Below are 16,572 nucleotides of genomic sequence, written 5' to 3'. Positions count from 1 at the left end.
CTTTTAAAACAAATTTAAAGCTTTCCTTTTAAATGCAATCTGTGCAGGATTTCAGATTTTAGTAAACCGCTTCCTCCGCCAAAATGTTCGATTACCTCTACATTGGGCTGTTGTTTTAAGCAGAAAGAAGTAAATTCTTTTTCAACCTGATCTTCAATGGCTGAGCTTAAAAGAACAACATCAATTTTATGGTTCAAAAAATATTCCTGAGCTTCTTTTTCGTTGCTGAAAGCGACCGCGTTCCATTCGTCATAAGCATTGACGAGGCGTAATAGAATCGCTAATATTTCCTCGTTTTTTCCAAGTAGTAAGAATTGTAACATTTCCATTTTTTAAGATTCTAAGTTTATATGAATATTAAAATTTTGAGTTTTCTGTTTTGTACAAATTTAGAAGTTAAGTTTGACTCCGTAACTTAATGTAGGACAAGAAAATAAAATTTCAAGAAAAAAAATCAGAAAAATTTTGGCAAAATGTGGGAAACCGTAAAGAAATGTCAAAAACAGATTTTAGATTTGTATTTAGGAAACGGGAGATCATTTACCTTTTTCGCTTGTTTTCCAAAACGTTTCTTTGTTTTACTGTTTTTTTAGAAGAAACAATTTTTTTAATTAATAAAGTTTGACATATAGATTGTGGGGATCTTTGTATAATTTGCAACTTATACAAAATGTCTAACCTTTACGGGTTTTTAGGTCTGGTTTTTTAACTATTTCTAAAAACCCTTTTTTTATCCAAAAACAAGCATTCCCGTAATCCATAAATGTATAATTTCCCAGTTGATCTTGAATTTCTGCGGAGATGATCCATAATAATTTTTAAAAGCCGCCGAAAAATGTGAAACATCTTTATACCCGCATTTGTACGCTACTTCACTTACCGTTGCCATTTTATCTTTGAATAATTCTTTGGCATATTCCATGCGAAGTTTAATGATATAGCTCTTGACAGTAGTTCCAAAACAACTTTTAAATCCTTTTTTTAGTTTAAATTCGTTTAAAGAAATCATTCTTGAAAGTTCGGTAAGAGTAGGGGCGTGCACATAATCTTTCTCGAGAATTAGTTTGGCCTCCTGCAGTTTGTTGTATTCATCTTCATCGACAATTTCTTTCTTTTTAGACTGCATTATAATCGCCTCGAGCTGATGAATAAGAAGTTCTCTGATTTTGGTTTCGATATACATTTTTTTTAATGCTCCTTTTCGGCTGCAGTTTTTTATTTCAGATATAATCCATTGAATTGAAGGTGTAAACGGAATGTATTTAGAAGTTAAAAAACTGGATTTTTTAAATAGAATATTTTTTGAAAATTTTTCATGAAGCTTCCAATCTTCATTTATAATGTTGTAATAGAATTCTTTAGAGAAAATGATAATTAAATAATTGACTTGTTCAAAAGCAGGAATTTTATAAGTGGCTCTAAATTTTGTCGAGTAAAAAATATTATGTGTATTTTCTTTTAAATACTTTTCGGTTTCAAGTTCATCGATGTTGGTTTCAATGTTATTGCAGCTTACAAAATCCATCACGACACATTCTTTATTTATTTCGAATTCCTCTATCTGCGGTTTCGAAAAGTACATTTGAGTATCAATTAGAGCCATTCCGTCAGTTTTTAGAATACGAATTTTAACTTCATCTGATTCGGTAAGGTTAATATTTTCTTCTTTTAAAGCGCTTTTAGGATCATAATGATCGTTTATTTCAATATTGATAATAGGTTTTTCGTAGGCTGAAAGTGTCGATTTGATTCTCAAAATATAATCCGTTTTTACAAAATAATAATCCGTTTTTCCCTAACTTTTTTGAGTGAGTTGATGGTACTTTTGTGTCAAATTTATTTATAATTAGTCTAATTAAATATATGTCAGCTCATAAAATTTTATTTTTTATTTTATTTTTCGCCTTTTCGTTCTTTGTAAAAGCCCAGCAAAATCAAGGTTTCACAGTAAGTGGACAAGTTTCTGAAAAATCGGGTCAAATAATTCCGTATGCTACAGTTATGGTAGAAAAAACTGACTTAAGTATGATTTCAGATGAAAATGGAAAGTTCATTTTTAAGAATTTGAAGCCTGGAAAGTACACTTTAAAAATTACAGCGGTTGGTTTTTCAAACCTTAAAAAAAATATTGAAGTTTCATCAAAAGATGTAAACGCATCGTTTCAGTTAGAAAACGAATTAAACGAACTGCAAAGCGTTACGGTTTTAGGACGTTCTGCAACCGACAAAGTAAATAAACAAGCGTATAATGTTACAGCCATCGACGCTAAAAAGCTGCATAATTCGACTTTAGATCTTGCACATGCCCTTGATCGCGTTTCGGGAGTTCGTGTTCGTGAATCAGGAGGTGTGGGATCAAAATCGGAACTTGCGATAAATGGTTTTTCGGGAAATCAGATTAAAGTTTTTATTGATGGAGTTCCTATGGATAATTTCGGTTCTTCTTTCCAAATGAATAATATTCCAATCAATCTTGCAGATCGTGTAGAAGTTTACAAAGGTGTGGTTCCAGTTTGGCTTGGAGGTGATGCACTTGGTGGTGCCGTAAATATTGTAACGAATAGCAAACCCAGAACCTATGTAGATGCTTCCTATTCTTTCGGGTCTTTTAATACGCATCGTTCGGCTGTAAATGCAGGATATACCGCCAAAAGCGGATTTACGACAGAAGTCAATCTTTTTCAAAATTACTCCGATAATAATTATTGGGTAAACGTTGAAACAGCGGATTTAAATACAGGAAAATATTTTCCGAATGCCCGCGTGAGACGATTTCATGATAAATATCGAAATGAAACAGCTATTGTAAACATTGGTGTTACAGGAAAAAAATACGCCGATAAATTATTATTTGGAATTACGGTTGGCGAAAATAAAGCTGATATTCAAACGGGTGCAAGAATGGTAACTGTGTTTGGTGATCGATATACACGAGGAAATATAATCATGCCCACGGTTAAATATCAGGTAAAAGATTTGTTTACCAAAGGTTTGAATGTAAATATTTCTGGAAATTTTAATCTTGGAGAAGAACAGACAGTCGACACCGTTTATAGAAAATACAACTGGTTTGGCGATTACAAACAATATGAAGGTGCAGGTGCAGAAAGCAGTCGTACGCTGCAGAAACTTCGTAACAACAATGGTATTGCTATAGCCAATATTACGTATAGTTTGGGCGAAAGACATTCTTTTATGCTGAATAATACCTTCAATACTTTTGATCGTAAAAGCAGTGATGAACTTTATCCACAGTCTTTAGTTTACCAACAGCCTCAAAAATCACAAAATAATATAACTGCCTTAGGTTATAAATTCGATTATAATGAAAAATGGAGCACTTCACTTTTTATTAAAAATTATTATCTGATGCGAGAATATACCAGAAGTTATAATCCATCTGGAAATGCAGGAGATATTGCCTATCAAAAGTATAATGAAGATCAATCTTTGCAAGGATACGGAGGTGCAACCAGTTACTATTTAAGACCAAATTTACAATTAAAAGCTTCTTTTGAAAAAACATTCCGACTTCCAACTCCAACGGAACTTTTTGGAAATCCAAATGATAATGTAGAAGGAAATGTAAGCCTTAACCCGGAAACGAGTAATAATATAAATGCGGGTGTAAGTTATCAAACCAGTTTTAATACTGTAAATGCTTTGGCTTTTGATTTGAATTTTATGTATCGTGATGCTTCAGATTTTATCAGAACCACTTTTAATAATAATCAAAATAAAACAGTTACGCTGAATCAGGATAGTGTAAACAATTACGGTCTTGATGGTGAAATCAGGTATTCGTATAAAAGCAGATTTACTGCAGGTTTAAATATGACGTATCAAAACTTACGTAATATGACCAAATATGAACCAGAGCAGAATTATGTCTCATATTATTATAAAGACAGAATGCCGAATATTCCTTTTTTATATGGAAATGCCGATGCAACAGTTTTCTTTAACGATGTATTTAAAAAAGGAAACAATTTATCAGTTGGTTACAATTTGTTGTATGTGCACGCTTATTATCTCTATTGGCCAAGCCAAGGAGCTAGTAAATTGGATATTCCAGAACAATTTAATCATGATCTAAACGCGGTTTACACATTTGCAGATGGTAAATATAATATTGCTCTTGAATGCAAAAACTTATTAGATAATAAGTTATACGACAACTTTTCATTGCAGAAACCAAGTCGTGCTTTCTATATAAAATTGAGATACTTCTTTACGAAATCAAAATAAATTTTTAATAATTCAAACCATAATACCATGAAAAAAAATAGCACATTAGCGTTATTTGCAGCTTTTATAGCTTTTACAACATTTTCTTGCAGCAGTGATGATAAATCCGAAGAGAACACGGGCGGAAGCGATACAGGAAAAACAAAATATATTATTACGGCTACAACCGGAGCAACAGGAGTGGCAGATTATTTATTAACGGCAGATGATGTTTCTACAGGATCAATTACGACTGTTGGAAACGGTATCGAACAAGATGGAACCTATCGTTATTACATTACAGCCGAAAATAACTTTTTCAGTTTGCTTTACGGGCAAGGAAATCCAGGAGCTGTAACAACTTACAACTTAAATGCTTCAGGAAACTTAGTTAAGAAATCAAACTTTCAAGCCGAAACTGTTCATGTTTTCGCAGCTATAAACAGTGATATTTTAACTGTTAAAGTACCAAGAAGCGGAGCTTCTATTGCTTCAATGTATAAAATTGATGCTAAAGAATCTCTTATTAAAGGTGAAGCACAGCAAGATACTAAAGTATTGGCAGGAAACGGAGAAAGAGCTTTCTTTACTTGGGCAACTCAAGTTGGTGATAAAGTATACATGCCGTACATGAGCATTAAAGGTGATGGAGTTGATAACTTCGGAACGGTAAATCCAGACAGTACTTGGGTTGCTGTTTACAATTATCCAGAGCTTAAATTACAAAAAGTAATCAAAGATAACCGTACCAGTTATTTAGGAGCTTACTTTACAAAAGGTTTGTTTCAGGATGAAAATGGAGATGCTTATGGATTTTCTGGAGCGATTGCAACAAGCAATTCAGTTTTGGTTTCTAAAAAACCTTCTGCCGTAGTGAGAATCAAAAAAGGAACTACAGAATTCGATCAATCGTATTTCTTTAATGTGGAAGAAAAATCAGGTGGATACAAAATCTCATCTACAAGCTATATTTCAAATGGTAAATTTTTATTGTTAATGTACGGAAACGCTGGAAAAAACAACGGTGCAGTTAAATTGGCTGTAGTTGATGTGTATAACCAGACATTTAAATGGGCGACAAACGTTCCTGAAACCTTGACTTCTGCGACAAGCCGTTACAATATTACATCTGAAGATGGCAATTCTGCTATTATCGGAATCAATACTCCTGAAGGAAACTGGATTTACACAGTTAATGGTACAACTGGAGTCGCTACAAGAGGTATGAAAGTTGAAGGCGGCCAGATTACTGCTATCCAGAAATTGAAATATTAATTTTTTTTTACCGTAAGTCTCTTTCTTAGGGGAGGCTTACGGTTTTTTATTGATCCTATTTATCTATCTGAATATGTTTTCTTCTTCAAAATCAAAACCAAATAATAAGAAAAAAAGTAAAAAGTCGCTTTTTAAGCGCATTATGGCCTGGCTGCATTTATGGCTGGGATTGGCATCAGGAATTATTGTAGTTATTGTGAGTCTTACAGGCTGTATTTATGTTTTTGAAAATGAAATAAAGGATTTTATTGAAGATTGGCGTTTTGTAAAACCTCAAGAAAAAGCTTTTATGCTTCCTTCACAATTGGTTACCATTGCCGATAAGAAAATGAAAGACAAAAAAGCAGCAAGTATAACTTTTGGTGGAAAAGACGAAGCTGCTATTATAGGTTATTTTGTTGAGAAAAAAGAAGAAAGCGGAAAAGGTGAGGATAAAAGAGGAGAACATAAACGGGAAGAAAAGAAAAAAGATTTAGCTCAAAATGCTAAAAAAGAAAAAGGTAAAGAAAAACCGAAAGGCAGAAGAAAAGGAACTTTTATAAGCGTTTATATGAATCCGTACACAGGAGAAATCCTAAACGTTAAGTCTTTTTCAAGAGGTGAATCACCCGATTTTTTTAGATGGATATTAAACGGACACCGCGCTTTATGGCTTCCGTATGAAATTGGACGACCAATTGTAGGTGTAGCGGTTTTAATTTTCCTAGTGCTTTTAATTTCAGGTATTGTGCTGTGGTGGCCTACAAAATGGATTAAATCAATTATCGATAAAAGCTTTAAAATTAAATGGAATGCTAGTTTTAAGCGTGTCAATTATGATATGCATAATGTGTTGGGCTTTTACAGCTGTATTTTCCTGTTCTTTATTGCAGTTACTGGGTTAGTATGGAGTTTTGGCTGGTGGAGTAAATCCTTATACTGGGTAACATCTGGTGGAAAACCTTTGGTTGAAAACCGTGAATCTCCAAAATCAGATACTACAAATATTAAAGTTTTTAATATCTCTACAGCCGATAAAGTGCTGCTGAAAATGCGAAAAGAAAACCCTCAGGCCTCTGGAATTTTAATTTCAATTCCAGCAAAACCGGCAGATCCTATTGGTGCTTTTGTTTACAAACAAAAAAATACCTATTACAATATGGATCGTTATAGTTTTGATCAGCAGACTTTAAAGGAAATTTCCATAAAAACACCTTTTTCAGGAAAATATATAGAAGCCAATATTCCAGACAAAATCCGAAGAATGAATTATGACATTCACGTAGGAAGCATATTAGGACTTACAGGAAAAATTATTGCTTTTTTGGCCAGTTTAATTTCGGCCAGTTTACCTATTACAGGATTTATAATTTGGTGGGGAAAACAGAAATTTGGTAAAAAGGCGCCAGCAGCAAAACCAAAAGTAGCAAGTAAAGCAGTTCCAGCTGCGAAACTAAAAAATACAGCAAGCGAAGTAATCGCTTAAAGAGCATGAAATTGGTTTTTTAATTTCTCTTTGTTTTTTTTTGATCAAAAGGCAAAACTTATTTAAGTTTTGCCTTTTGTGTTTTTAATTCAATTGATTCGCTTTCAGCCAATTTTCAAGCTGTTTTGGCCAGAATTTACTCGTATCGTCTGTTCCTAAACCAAACCCGTGTCCGCCTTTTTCATAAATGTGCATTTCTGCCGAAACACCATTTTTCTTTAATGCCAGATAATAATTAATACTATTTTCAGGAATAACTACTGTATCATCTGTGGCATGAATTAAAAATGCAGGAGGAGTTTTGGCATTGACTTTCTTTTCGTTCGAAAAAGAATCAATCAATTCCTGCGAAGGACTTTCTCCTAATAAATTAATCTGCGAGCCCTTATGTGTAATTTCGTTTTCCATTGAGATTACCGGATAAATCAAAACAGAGAAATCTGGACGAGCACTCACTTTAAAAGCTGATTCATAGACTTTATCATCATAATGTGTCGACAAAGTAGAAGCTAAATGTCCGCCTGCAGAAAAACCCATAATTCCAATTTTATTGGGATTGATGTTCCATTTTGCAGCATTCTGCCTTACATAACGAATCGCTTCTTGGGCATCCTGCAATGGCCCGATATTTTTATTCTTCATAATCAAATCGCTTGGCAGACGATATTTTAATACAAAAGCAGGAATTCCAAGAGTTTTAAACCATTCTGCTATTTTGGTTCCTTCTTTGTCAATTGCCAAATGCGAATAACCTCCGCCGGGAAGAATAACTACTGCGGTTTGATTAGGTTTGGTAACAGCTGGAAAAAAGGCCGTTAGAGTAGGAACCGAAACCAAACTCGTGCTTTGTACTTTTCCGTCTTTAGATTCTTCTTTTTCCTTATAATTTGATGCTTTAATCTCGTCTGGAATTGTATTCCAAAGCGGAATTACCTGATTTTGGGCATGGGTATATAATACTCCTGTGAAAAGCAGAAAAAACAATGAGATTCTTCTTAACGATAATGTTGCTGTATTTTTCAATTTAATAGATAATTATTTGTTATACAATTGTTTACTACTTTGTTGCATAAAATGTAACCGCTTTTCTGCACAATAGGATTGAATGCAAAAAGAGTCCTTAAACGCACGGAAACAGGACGATTTTACCCCTAAAAAAGGATAAAATTCACCTATTAGCTTTTAACAAATATATTGTTTAATGTGTAATTTTGAGTTCTTTTTTTTGAGCAATATGTTTATTTCAAGACTTAAAATAATTTTTTATACAATTTATTTGGAATATAAAGATTAAAAACTATATTTGTGCAATCGATTACATTATTATCGCTTTTTCATTATAAAATGTTGATTTTAATCTCTTTAAAATAGATTTTTTTACTGCGAATTAATTTTTCGAAACTTTATATAACTATCTAATAACCACTACTATGAATCAAACAGATGCTGCAACAGCCAATCAGACCATTAAATCTGCAGGACGATATCGCTGGAGTATATGTGCATTGTTATTTTTTGCAACCACAATTAATTATTTAGACCGACAAGTTCTTTCATTGACATGGAGTGATTTTATAGCACCTGAATTTCATTGGACAAATAATAATTATGGTAATATTACAGCTTTATTTTCAATATTTTATGCTGTTTCTTTGTTACTGGCAGGAAGATTTGTAGACTGGATGGATACCAAAAAGGGATTTCTTTGGGCAATTGGAGTTTGGTCTATAGGAGCTTGTCTACATGCATTTTGTGGAATCGCAACTTCTGGAATCATTACGGGAAACTGGTTAGTAGGTTTTCATGGTTCTAAAGAAATAATTAGTACAATAAACGATACAGCATTGGTAATTAATGTGAGTGTCGCTCTTTTTATTTTTGCACGTTTCGTTTTAGCAGTTGGAGAAGCGGGAAACTTCCCTGCAGCAATTAAAACAACAGCCGAATATTTTCCTAAAAAAGACAGAGCTTTTGCAACCAGTATTTTTAATGCTGGAGCAACAGTTGGAGCTTTGGCGGCGCCAGTTACAATTCCGTTTATTGCTAAATCTTTTGGATGGGAAATGTCATTCATTATCATTGGAGCTTTAGGATTTATATGGATGGGATTCTGGATTTTTATGTACGACAAACCAGAAAGACATTCAAAAGTAACGGCTGAAGAATTAGCTTATATCCAACAAGATGATGCAGCTGATCCTAAAATTAGTGAACTTACTTTGGAAGCAACTTCAAAAGTGTCTTTGGTGGAATGTTTTAAATACAAACAAACTTGGGCATTTGCTTTTGGTAAATTTATGACTGATGGTGTATGGTGGTTCTTTTTATTTTGGACGCCTGCTTATTTAAGTTCAGTTTATGGAATGGACTCTACTGAAGCAGCTCTGCCGTTGTTTGTCTTGTACATGATTACATTATTGTCAATTATTGGTGGATGGCTGCCAACGTATTTCGTAGAGAAAAAAGGAATGAACCCTTATGAAGGAAGAATGAGAGCTATGCTGATTTTTGCCTTTTTTCCTTTATTAGCTTTGATTGCACAACCATTAGGTTACATTAGTTACTGGGTTCCGGTAATCATTATCGGAATTGCGGGAGCGGCTCACCAGTCTTGGTCGGCAAATATTTTTACAACAGTAGGCGATATGTTTCCTAAAAAAGCAATTGCAACAATTACTGGAATTGGAGGCTTAGCAGGAGGTGTTGGATCAACTTTAATCAACAAAGGTTCAGGAGTTTTATTTGATTATGCTAAAGAAACTGAAATGGTTTTTATGGGTTTCAAAGGAATTGAAGCTGGATATTTCATTATTTTCTCTATCTGTGCGGTTTGTTATTTAACAGGCTGGATTGTAATGAAATCATTAGTTCCAAAATACAGCCCAATTACGGATCTATAGATTTGTTCTAATTAAAAGATTTTTTGAATTTAAATTATGCTATTTGAATATAAAAAATTAATTTTGTGCAATCGATTACATTAAATAAAAAATTATGACAAAATATAGTTCAAGATACGCCTCTAGCCCTGAAGCTGTAAAAAAATATGATACACAGCAGTTACGAGAAGAATTCTTAATTGATGACTTAATGCAGGAAGATGAAATCGTATTGGTTTACTCGCATTACGATCGATACATTGCGGGTTCTGCAGTTCCTGTAAAAGGCGATTTGGCTTTGGAAACTATTGATCCGCTAAAAGCGCCATATTTTTTAGAAAGAAGAGAATTAGGAATTATAAATGTTGGCGGAAGTGGTTCTGTTGTTGTTGAAGGAACAACTTATGAATTAGGTTTTAAAGATGCTTTATACATTGGAGCTGGAAATAAAGAAGTGGTTTTTAAAAGCGATGACAGTAATAACCCAGCTAAATTTTATTTGAATTCTGCACCAGCTCACACAACTTACCCAACTAAAAAAGTAAGTTTAGCTGAAGCTAATAAATTACAGTTGGGAACAATGGAAACAGCGAATCACCGAACTGTAAACCAGATGATTATTGGAAGCGTAGTGACAACCTGCCAATTGCAAATGGGAATGACAGAATTAAAACCCGGAAGTGTTTGGAACACCATGCCGGCACACGTTCACGATCGCAGAATGGAAGTTTATTTCTATTTGGATATTCCGCAAGATCAGGCAGTTTGCCACTTTATGGGGCAACCGCAAGAAACAAGACATATTTGGATGAACAACCATCAAGCAGTAATTTCTCCGCCTTGGTCTATTCACTCAGGTTCAGGAACCAGTAATTATACTTTTATCTGGGGAATGGCTGGTGAAAACCTAGATTACGGAGATATGGATGTTTGTAAAATCACTGATTTAAGATAAGAAAATGACAAACTTATTCGACATAAAAGGAAAAATTGCCCTTATTACAGGAAGCACGCACGGACTAGGAATGGCAATGGCAAAAGGATTAGGTCAGGCGGGTGCAACGATTGTGGTAAACGGAAATTCTTCTCAAGAAAAAATTGATAATGCTGTAGCAGAATTAAAAAGCGAAGGTATTACTGCAGTTGGTTACAAATTTAATGTAACGGAAGAACAAGAAGTAAAAACAGCGATTCAGAAAATTGAAAGCGAAGTTGGACCCATCGATATCCTCATCAATAATGCTGGAATTATCAAAAGAATTCCGCTTTTAGATATGGAAGTTTCAGATTTCAGAGAAGTAGTTGATATTGATTTAGTAAGTCCATTTATTGTTTCCAAGCATGTTGCAAAAGGAATGATCCAAAGAAGACAAGGCAAAATAATCAACATCTGTTCTATGATGAGCGAATTGGGTCGAAACACCGTTTCTGCTTATGCTGCTGCAAAAGGAGGTTTAAAAATGCTGACCAAAAACATGGCAACAGAATGGGCAAAATACAATGTTCAAATCAACGGAATTGGGCCCGGATATTTTGCAACAGAACAAACAAAACCAATTAGAGTTGACGGACATCCGTTTAACGAGTTTATTATAAGCAGAACACCTGCGGCCAAATGGGGAGATCCAAGTGATTTAGCAGGAGCAGCAATATTTTTATCATCAAAAGCGAGTGATTTTGTAAACGGTCACATTTTATATGTTGACGGAGGAATTCTTGCTACAATCGGAAAACCTTCAAACGAAGAATAATTTTCATATTATATTTTAAAAACTATGAGCCAGACATTTATACACGATAATTTTTTATTAGAAAATAAATATGCTGAAGAATTGTATCACAATTACTCAAAAAATCAGCCTATTATTGACTACCATAATCACTTAAATCCTCAGTTTATTGCCGAAGATAAAATTTTCGACAACATAACAAATGTCTGGATAAACGGTGACCACTACAAATGGCGTGCTATGCGTACCTTAGGGATCAACGAGCAGTTTGTAACCGGAAATGGATCGGATAAAGATAAATTCTTAAACTGGGCAAAAACGGTTCCGTATACTATGCGTAATCCTTTGTATCACTGGACTCACCTAGAATTAGCGCGTTATTTTGATATTTATGATTTACTGAATGAAAAATCAGCAGAAAAAATCTATATCGAAACGTCAGAGAAAGTAAACTCTCAAGCGTACAGCACGCAAAACCTTCTTAAAAAAGTAAATGCTGAATTAGTTTGTACTACAGAAGATCCAATTGATTCTTTAGAATTTCATCAAAAATTCGCAAACAACTCAACTGGAATAAAGATGAGTACGGCTTTCAGACCTGATAAAGCCATCTTAATTGCTAATGATGGTTATAATGCATATCTGGACACATTAGGGGATGTGTCCGGAGTTGCAATTAATACGTATGCTGATTTGCAGTCTGCTTTAAGAAAAAGAATTGAATTCTTTAATGTAAACGGATGTAAATTAAGCGATCACGGTTTAAATCAGATTGATTTTGAAAACTTTACAGAAAGTGAAGTAAATGCTATTTTCAAAAAGAAAAGAGAAAACGGCGAATTGTCTCCAGAAGAAGTTTTAAAATTCCACAGTGCCATTTTGGTTTTCTTGTCAGAAACGTATCATGAATTTGGATGGGTACAGCAGTTTCACTTAGGTGCATTGCGTAACAATAATGCTCGTATGCACAGAATTTTAGGCCCAGATACAGGATGGGATTCTATTGGAGATTATCCACAGGCACAAAAATTATCGGCTTTCTTAAACGCTTTAGACAGTAAAGATAAATTGACTAAAACCATTATTTACAACTTAAATCCAGCTGATAACGAAGTTATGGCCACTATGATTGGAAATTTTAACGACGGAAGCGTTCGTGGAAAAGTACAATTTGGATCAGGATGGTGGTTCTTAGATCAGAAGGACGGAATGACAAAACAATTGAATGCGCTTTCAAACATGGGATTAATCAGTTGTTTTGTGGGAATGTTAACCGATTCAAGAAGTTTCTTGTCATTCCCAAGACACGAATATTTCAGAAGAATTTTATGTAATCTTTTGGGAGACGAAATCAAAAGAGGAGAACTTCCAAATGATATGGAATGGATTGGGAAATTAGTTTCAGACATCTCATACAATAACGCAAAAGAGTATTTCAAATTCTAATTTTTTCAACCATTAAGATATTAAGAAAATTAAGTTTTTGGGTTTAAATAGTTACTTAATAATAGAAAGATAATTAAGCGGGGATGCTTAATAAACTTAACTTTTACTCACAAAGAAAACATAAAGTAAAGCTTAATTTTCTTAATGTCTTAATGGTAAAATTAAAAATAAAAAAAATGAGTAAAGTAGTTGCATTTGGAGAAATCATGCTGCGTTTATCGACAGAAAGACATTTACGTTTTTCGCAATCTACAGCATTTGGTGCTACATACGGAGGCGGAGAATTTAATGTATGCGTGTCACTGGCAAATTACGGTTTAAACGCTGAATTTGTAACAAGATTACCTCAAAACGAAATTGGTTTATCGGCATTGAAAGAAATGCGAAAAATGAATGTCGAATGTAAAAATATAGTATACGGAGGCGAACGTTTAGGAATTTATTTTCTTGAAACCGGAGCTGGAACACGCGGCAGTAATGTAGTGTACGATCGTGCGCATAGTGCGATGGCAACTATTGAAAAAGGCCAAATTGACTGGGAAAAAGTTCTGGAAGGAGCCGAGTGGTTTCACTGGAGCGGAATTACTCCGGCAATTTCTCAAACCGCAGCTGAAGCCTGTTTGGAAGCCATTAAAGTCGCTCATAAATTAGGAATTAAAATTTCATGCGATTTAAATTACAGATCAAAACTTTGGCAGTATGGTAAAACTCCAAGTGAGGTTATGCCAGAGATGTTAAAATACAGTAATGTGATTTTAGGAGATATTGATACAGCTTATTTTATGCTGGGAATCCCGAAAGTAAATCCGAATTATCAGGATGAAAAAACACTTCCAGTTTTATATGAAAAACTGTTTGAGTTAATTCCAAATTTAAAAATTGCAGCGACTACGCTTCGTTATTCAGTAAGTGCCTCTCACCAAAGAATTGGCGGGGTTTTATTTGATGGAAAAACACTTTATCAAGCAGCGGTAAAAGAAGTTACTCCAGTAGTTGATCGAGTAGGAAGTGGAGATGCTTTTATGGGCGGATTAATTTACGGATTGTTAGAATATCAAAATAATAACCAGAGAGCTTTAGATTTTGCAGTAGCGGCTTGTTGTTTAAAACACACTATTGCAGGCGATTATAATCTGGTTACTTTAAAAGAAGTTGAAAATATGATTGATGGCGATGGTTCTGCATTGGTATCAAGATAATTTAATAAAAACATGGCAAAATATTCAAGAATAGAAGTAGCGCAGACAATGAAAGATAATGGAATGGTTCCGTTGTTTTTTCATTCTGATATTGAATTAAGTAAAAAAGTTTTAAAAGCGTGCTATGACGGAGGTTCCAGATTAATGGAATTTACAAGCAGAGGTGACTTTGCACACGAAGTTTTCGGTGCTTTAAACAAATATGCTCTGACTGAATTACCAGGAATGATTTTAGGTGTTGGTTCTGTTACAGATGCGGCATCGGCTTCGTTATACATGAGTTTAGGAGCAAATTTTATCGTAACTCCAGTTTTTAGAGAAGATATTGCAATTGCCTGCAATCGTCGTAAAGTATTATGGTCACCAGGCTGCGGAACTTTATCTGAAATTGCAAGAGCAGAAGAATTAGGATGCGAAATTGTAAAATTATTCCCTGCTGACACTTATGGACCAGAATTTATTAAAGCCATAAAAGGACCTTGCCCGTGGACAAACATTATGCCTACTGGCGGTGTTTACCCAACAGAAGAAAGTTTAAGTTCATGGCTGAATGCTGGAGCAACCTGCGTTGGTTTGGGTTCACAGTTAATTTCAAAAGATATATTAGAAAATAAAGATTTCAATGGCCTAACTGCTAAAGTAAGTGAGGTTTTGGATATCATAAAAAATATAAGAAAATAAATAAGGAGTAATCATGCCAATTCCTTATTTAGATGCGTTTTTTTTAGATTTTAGAGATTGTAATTGAACATTACGCTTGCGGAGCAGATTTTGTCACTCCTCACAGCAAACTTTGTCCTTATACAGGTGTAATGTTTCATTTACAATGTATCCGAATTAATAAAAGATAATAAGGGAAAGAAGTGGTTATTTAAAACACTTTAATCAAGAAATAATGGAAAAAATAAACAGATCAAATTCAGAGTTTTCAAACAAACTTCCTATAAAAATTGTCCAATTTGGAGAAGGAAACTTCTTAAGAGCCTTTGTTGAATATGCTATCCAAAAATTAAATCAAAAAGCTGATTTTAATGCTGGAATTGCGGTGGTTCAGCCTATCGATAAAGGTTTGGTGAACATGATTAATGCGCAAGACGGATTGTATACTCTTTTTATGAAAGGAGTAAAAAAAGGAGAAGAAATTCAGGAAAAAGAATTAATAACGAATATTGTTAAAGCTGTTGATCCATACGCTTCTTTCCAAGAATATTTAGCTTTGGCTAAAGAAGAAGAATTAGCTTTTATTATTTCAAATACAACAGAAGCTGGTATTGAATATATTGTTTCAGATACAGTAACAATGCAGCCTCCGGTTTCATTTCCGGCAAAATTAACCGTACTTTTATACGAGAGATTTAAGCACTTTAAAGGCGCTTCAGATAAAGGATTAACCATCATTCCATGTGAGTTAATCAATTATAACTCAGATACTTTAAAAGAAGTTATTTTAAAATATTGCGTTGACTGGAAATTGGAACAAGAATTTGTTTCGTGGTTGTTAAATGACTGTTCTTTCCATAATACATTGGTTGACAGAATTGTTCCCGGATATCCAAAAGATCAAATCGAAGAATATAACAGCCAGTTAGAATATAAAGATGATTTAATCGTAAGTGCCGAAACGTTCTTTTTATGGGTAATTGAAGGTGATGATGAATTGAAAGCAAAACTTCCCTTTCACAAAACTGATTTAGATGTTAAAATCGTTGAAGATATGCAGCCATATCGTACACGTAAAGTAAGAATCTTAAACGGAGCACATACCGCAATGGTACCGTTTTCATTGCTTTATGGAAACGAAACTGTAAAAGAAACTGTTGATAATCCTTTTACAGGAGAATTTATCAATAAAGCGGTTTTTGAAGAAATCAACGAAACTTTAAATATGGATAAAGAAGAACTGGCAAGTTTCTCTGAAGAAATTTTAGACCGTTTCAGAAATCCATTTATCAAACATTTATTATCATCGATCGCTTTAAATTCAATTTCTAAATTTAAAGTTCGTGTATTGCCAAGTTTAACAGGATATGTTGATGTTCATGGTAAACTTCCGGTTCACTTAACTTTCGCTTTCGCAGCCTTGATCCGTTTTTACAAAGGAACTTGGAACGGACAAGCTTTACCAGTCAACGATAGCGAAGATATTGTAACGTTCTTTGATGGTTTGTGGAAATCAGATGACTATGAAAAAATCGCCAGACTTACTTTGCAAAACAAAAATTTCTGGGATGAAGATTTAACGGAAATTCCTTCGTTAACAAAAGCAATTACAATTGCTTTAGAAGAAATTGATGCAAACGGTGTTGAAGCTGGTTTTGCTAAGTTTCAGGAAAGAATAAAATAAAAAAGAT

General features: G+C 34.0%; 13 protein-coding genes. 10 read left to right on the top strand and 3 right to left on the bottom strand.

Annotated elements, in window-relative coordinates; all coding sequences use genetic code 11:
• Window positions 1-14: 14 nt before the first annotated feature.
• Both P2W75_RS16480 and P2W75_RS16475 read right to left on the bottom strand, forming a co-directional pair.
• The gene (locus P2W75_RS16480; protein WP_207295768.1) at window positions 15-329 is read right to left on the bottom strand and encodes a hypothetical protein; all 315 of its coding nucleotides are present in this window, start codon (window positions 327-329) and stop codon (window positions 15-17) included.
• A gap of 401 nt (window positions 330-730) precedes the next feature.
• The gene (locus P2W75_RS16475; protein ID WP_276381329.1) at window positions 731-1,756 is read right to left on the bottom strand and encodes an AraC family transcriptional regulator; all 1,026 of its coding nucleotides are present in this window, start codon (window positions 1,754-1,756) and stop codon (window positions 731-733) included.
• Window positions 1,757-1,863: 107 nt separating this feature from the next.
• Here P2W75_RS16475 and P2W75_RS16470 point away from each other — a divergent pair, with 107 nt between their 5' ends.
• From P2W75_RS16470 to P2W75_RS16460, 3 genes are all read left to right on the top strand, one after another.
• Window positions 1,864-4,248: a TonB-dependent receptor gene (locus tag P2W75_RS16470; protein ID WP_276381328.1), complete on the top strand. Its 2,385-nt coding sequence runs from the start codon at window positions 1,864-1,866 to the stop codon at window positions 4,246-4,248.
• Window positions 4,249-4,275: 27 nt separating this feature from the next.
• Window positions 4,276-5,502 (top strand): DUF4374 domain-containing protein, encoded by a 1,227-nt coding sequence (locus P2W75_RS16465; protein ID WP_276381327.1) that lies wholly within the window; start codon window positions 4,276-4,278, stop codon window positions 5,500-5,502.
• A 73-nt stretch (window positions 5,503-5,575) separates the two neighbouring features.
• Window positions 5,576-6,967: a PepSY domain-containing protein gene (locus tag P2W75_RS16460; RefSeq protein WP_276381326.1), complete on the top strand. Its 1,392-nt coding sequence runs from the start codon at window positions 5,576-5,578 to the stop codon at window positions 6,965-6,967.
• 84 nt (window positions 6,968-7,051) lie between these two features.
• Here P2W75_RS16460 and P2W75_RS16455 read toward each other — a convergent pair whose 3' ends face one another.
• Complete coding sequence (locus P2W75_RS16455) at window positions 7,052-7,990, bottom strand: alpha/beta hydrolase (protein WP_276381325.1); 939 nt, start codon at window positions 7,988-7,990, stop codon at window positions 7,052-7,054.
• A 407-nt stretch (window positions 7,991-8,397) separates the two neighbouring features.
• Between P2W75_RS16455 and P2W75_RS16450 the strand changes: the two genes are divergently transcribed.
• The 7 genes from P2W75_RS16450 (at window position 8,398) to P2W75_RS16420 (ending at window position 16,565) form a co-directional block, all read left to right on the top strand.
• The gene (locus P2W75_RS16450) at window positions 8,398-9,867 is read left to right on the top strand and encodes an MFS transporter (RefSeq protein ID WP_276381324.1); all 1,470 of its coding nucleotides are present in this window, start codon (window positions 8,398-8,400) and stop codon (window positions 9,865-9,867) included.
• 94 nt (window positions 9,868-9,961) lie between these two features.
• Window positions 9,962-10,801: a 5-dehydro-4-deoxy-D-glucuronate isomerase gene (gene kduI, locus P2W75_RS16445; protein WP_207295775.1), complete on the top strand. Its 840-nt coding sequence runs from the start codon at window positions 9,962-9,964 to the stop codon at window positions 10,799-10,801.
• Window positions 10,802-10,805: 4 nt separating this feature from the next.
• On the top strand, window positions 10,806-11,597 hold the full coding sequence (locus P2W75_RS16440; RefSeq protein ID WP_276381323.1) for a gluconate 5-dehydrogenase: 792 nt from the start codon (window positions 10,806-10,808) through the stop codon (window positions 11,595-11,597).
• 24 nt (window positions 11,598-11,621) lie between these two features.
• Window positions 11,622-13,022 carry a glucuronate isomerase gene (gene uxaC, locus P2W75_RS16435; RefSeq protein WP_276381322.1) on the top strand — a complete coding sequence of 467 codons (1,401 nt, stop codon included), beginning with the start codon at window positions 11,622-11,624 and terminating at the stop codon, window positions 13,020-13,022.
• A gap of 176 nt (window positions 13,023-13,198) precedes the next feature.
• A complete protein-coding gene (locus P2W75_RS16430) occupies window positions 13,199-14,221 on the top strand; it encodes a sugar kinase (protein WP_207295778.1) in 1,023 nt (340 codons plus the stop codon).
• Window positions 14,222-14,233: 12 nt separating this feature from the next.
• Complete coding sequence (locus tag P2W75_RS16425) at window positions 14,234-14,902, top strand: bifunctional 4-hydroxy-2-oxoglutarate aldolase/2-dehydro-3-deoxy-phosphogluconate aldolase (RefSeq protein WP_276381321.1); 669 nt, start codon at window positions 14,234-14,236, stop codon at window positions 14,900-14,902.
• Between the two features lie 214 nt (window positions 14,903-15,116).
• On the top strand, window positions 15,117-16,565 hold the full coding sequence (locus P2W75_RS16420; protein WP_276381320.1) for a tagaturonate reductase: 1,449 nt from the start codon (window positions 15,117-15,119) through the stop codon (window positions 16,563-16,565).
• Window positions 16,566-16,572 lie beyond the last annotated feature (7 nt).

This window comes from Flavobacterium sp. H4147, assembly GCF_029360735.1.
GTDB classification, from domain to species: Bacteria; Bacteroidota; Bacteroidia; order Flavobacteriales; family Flavobacteriaceae; genus Flavobacterium; species Flavobacterium endoglycinae.
This window is presented reverse-complemented; position numbering and strand designations above follow the sequence as displayed.

Bases quoted from the DNA above. Each gene is read 5' to 3' on its own strand.
- P2W75_RS16430 (WP_207295778.1), top strand. From the start codon at position 13,199: ATGAGTAAAGTAGTTGCATTTGGAGAAATCATGCTGCGTTTATCGACA.
- P2W75_RS16470 (WP_276381328.1), top strand. From the start codon at position 1,864: ATGTCAGCTCATAAAATTTTATTTTTTATTTTATTTTTCGCCTTTTCG.
- P2W75_RS16425 (WP_276381321.1), top strand. From the start codon at position 14,234: ATGGCAAAATATTCAAGAATAGAAGTAGCGCAGACAATGAAAGATAAT.
- kduI (WP_207295775.1), top strand. From the start codon at position 9,962: ATGACAAAATATAGTTCAAGATACGCCTCTAGCCCTGAAGCTGTAAAA.
- P2W75_RS16480 (WP_207295768.1), bottom strand. From the start codon at position 329: ATGGAAATGTTACAATTCTTACTACTTGGAAAAAACGAGGAAATATTA.
- P2W75_RS16420 (WP_276381320.1), top strand. From the start codon at position 15,117: ATGGAAAAAATAAACAGATCAAATTCAGAGTTTTCAAACAAACTTCCT.
- P2W75_RS16465 (WP_276381327.1), top strand. From the start codon at position 4,276: ATGAAAAAAAATAGCACATTAGCGTTATTTGCAGCTTTTATAGCTTTT.
- uxaC (WP_276381322.1), top strand. From the start codon at position 11,622: ATGAGCCAGACATTTATACACGATAATTTTTTATTAGAAAATAAATAT.
- P2W75_RS16460 (WP_276381326.1), top strand. From the start codon at position 5,576: ATGTTTTCTTCTTCAAAATCAAAACCAAATAATAAGAAAAAAAGTAAA.
- P2W75_RS16440 (WP_276381323.1), top strand. From the start codon at position 10,806: ATGACAAACTTATTCGACATAAAAGGAAAAATTGCCCTTATTACAGGA.
- P2W75_RS16450 (WP_276381324.1), top strand. From the start codon at position 8,398: ATGAATCAAACAGATGCTGCAACAGCCAATCAGACCATTAAATCTGCA.